Origin of the sequence: Micromonospora sp. NPDC050980, assembly GCF_040653835.1 — a bacterium.
In the GTDB taxonomy this organism is placed as follows: domain Bacteria; phylum Actinomycetota; class Actinomycetes; order Mycobacteriales; family Micromonosporaceae; genus Micromonospora.
On the sequence record NZ_JBFAGS010000061.1, the window covers coordinates 1 to 2,868 of the forward strand.

At 64.3% G+C, this 2,868-nt stretch carries 2 protein-coding genes; both read right to left on the bottom strand.

Annotated features, from left to right (window positions below; all coding sequences use genetic code 11):
- Window positions 1-78: 78 nt before the first annotated feature.
- Window positions 79-2,550, bottom strand: coding sequence for a DEAD/DEAH box helicase family protein (locus AB0H28_RS29955; protein ID WP_358047480.1), 2,472 nt, complete (start codon window positions 2,548-2,550; stop codon window positions 79-81).
- On the bottom strand, window positions 2,550-2,714 hold the full coding sequence (locus AB0H28_RS29960) for a hypothetical protein (RefSeq protein ID WP_358047482.1): 165 nt from the start codon (window positions 2,712-2,714) through the stop codon (window positions 2,550-2,552). Before AB0H28_RS29960 ends, AB0H28_RS29955 begins: the two co-directional genes overlap by 1 nt.
- Window positions 2,715-2,868: the final 154 nt, after the last annotated feature.

Sequence of the window (2,868 nt, forward strand, 5' to 3'; positions counted from 1 at the left end):
TGAACGCCTTCCAGATCGCCTTCGAAGGCCGGCTCACCCCGGCCAACCACTGACCACCTCAACAACCAAGATCAGCCGTTAACTTGACAGACCCTTCTTGGCCGGGCTCATCGCCGCCGAAAGTGCGTTGTTACCCTTGCGCGTGACCCACAGTTCGGCGACCTCGCGCACCTGCTCTGGCGTGTAGATCCCGGCCTGGGCAAGCTTGTTGGCCAGGTGAACGACGATGTACGGGTCGGTCTCGGTCTCCAGGGTGGCGTTGGTGAAGTACGGCTCGAATGCAGCCCGGATGCCTTCAGGCTTGTTCACGAAGTCGATGACGAACGTCTTGCGTTTCTGCTCCCCGCCTGCGGTGCGGTGGGTGCGGTTGAGCCGGGACAGCGTCTGCACGGCGGTGACCCCGGAGAGCTTCTTGTCGACGTACATGGCCGAGAGTAGCGGCTGGTCGAAGCCCGTTTGGTACTTGTTGGCGACCAGCATGATCTTGTACGTCGTGCCCTTGAAGGCGGCGGCCAGGTCCGCGCCGGCGCCGGGGTTCAGCTTGGCTTCGGTGAACTCGTCGTCTTTGCTCGGCTGCGGCCCCCAGTCAGAGGCCCACTCCTCGTCCTCGGCCATGGTCACCGAGTTGGAGAAGGCGACCAGGGTTCGGTACGTGTACGAGGCGTCCTTGGCGGCCCGCTTGGCGATGTAGGCGTCGATCGCCTTCTTGTACTTCACTGCGGCCTTGCGCGAGTCGGTCACGACCATCGCCTTCGCCTTGCCCTCCAGCAAGTGGGCGACATTGGTATGGAAGTGCTCGACGATGATTTGTACTTTCTGGCCAATGTTGGTCGGGTGAAGCTTCACCCACCGTATCAGCCCTTTACGCGCCGCAGCCTCCTCCACCACCTCGCCGCCGTCGCCGCTCTCGGCCCGGCCTGCGATCTTCAACGCGGTGTCGTAGGACTGGTAGCCCCTGAGCACGTCGAGGATGTAGCCCTCCTCGATCGCCTGCCGCATCGAGTAGAGGTGAAACTCGACCGGCTTCCCGTCAGGCCCCTTGCGGCCGAACAGATCCAGGGTCTTGTTCTTCGGGGTCGCCGTGAACGCGAAGTAGGAGATGTTCTCCGACTCGGCCCGCTCGGTCATCTCCGAGGCCAGGATCGCCTCCACGTCGACCTCACCGCTCTCCTCAATCTCCTTGATCTCCTCCGCGGTCAGCACGGCTCGCAGCTTGCGGGAGATCTGCCCGGACTGCGACGAGTGCGCCTCGTCGGCGATCACCGCGAACCGCCGCCCCTTCAGCGACGAGTCGACCTGGATCTCGTCGAGCGCGAACGGGAAGGTCTGCACCGTCACCGCGATGATCAGCTCCCCGTTCTTCAACGCAGTGGCCAGCAGCCCGGATTTCGACTTCGCCCCCGCTTTGCGGACGTCCTCCGGGCTGATCGTGGCCACGATCTTCCCCGACCCGTCGATTTGCCGGATCGCCTCCTGAAGCTGCCCGTCGAGCACGTTGCGGTCCACGACCACGATTACCGAGTCGAAGACCTTCTCGTCGTTTACATGCAGCCGCGCCAGCCGGTGCGCGGTCCAGGCGATGGTGTTCGTCTTCCCCGAACCTGCCGAGTGCTCGATCAGGTAGCGATGCCCCACCCCCTCCTCGCGCACCGCTGCCACGAGGTTCGTCACGGCCTCCCACTGGTGGAACCGCGGGAAGAGCATGCTCGTCCGCCGCACCGACGTCCCGGTCGCGACATCCCACTCCTCCTTGGTCTCCACGATCATCAGCCGGCCGATGATGGTGAGCCAGGCGTCCTTCTCCCAGACCCGCTCCCACAGGTACGCCGTCGCCGACCGTCCGCCCTCACCCGGTGGATTCCCCGCGCCACTGTCGTGCCCCATGTTGAACGGCCGGAAGTGCGTCTTCTCGCCCTCCAACTTGGTGGTCATCGCGGCAAGGTCGTTGGAGACCGCGAAATGGACCAGCGCCCGATGCCCGAACGACAGCAGCGGCTCCGGCCGCCCGTTGGTCAGCGGGTTCCGGTTCTTGCGGTACTGGTTGATCGCCTCATCGAGAGACTGGGTGAAGTCGGTCTTCAGCTCGACGGTGGCCACCGGGAGCCCGTTGATGAAGAAGACCAGGTCGATGCTGCGCCGGTCGGCGGTGGAGAAGTGCACCTGCCGCATCACCCGAACCCGCATCGCCGCGTACTGCTCGTTGGTGGTCGCGTTCAAGCTGGTCTCGGGGCGGAACTGCGCCATCTTCAACCGACCACCGCCGATGTACTGCACCCCACTGCGGAGGATGTTCAGCGTCCCGCCACCATGTTCAAGAGGCTTGTCGAGCGCCGTGGCCAGCACATCGAGAACCTTCGCCTCCGACCCGGCAGCCTTTAACGCCTTCGCGTACGCCGGCTTCTGGGTCTTCTCCAGCCAGGCAAACAGGTCCTCGGGGAAGATCGCCCGCTCCCGGTCGTAGCCGGCGTCGTTTGCCGAGTAGAGCCACCCATGGGACTCCAGGTATGCGCAGATCTCGGACTCGAAGACGACCTCGTTGTGGTCGGCCATCACACCAGCTCCCGTACGTCGATCTGCCCCGTCACCGTCGCCGTGATCAGTGCTGAGCGCCGTTCGCGGGCGAGGTCGATGAACCGCTCCGACTCCGTGATGAGGCTGTCGATCTTCGACGTCTGCTCATCGAGGTGCGCCACAATGGCTCGCTGCTCGTGCATCGGAGGCAGCGGTAGAACCAGCGAGCGAACGTCTCCACCTGACACCTTGAAGGTGCCGACTGTTCCGCCCCGGGTTAGATGGAGACATCGAAACCTGGAGGAACACCAGCGATGCCCGCACCGAAGAAGTACCCCGACGAGCTGCGTGAGCGTG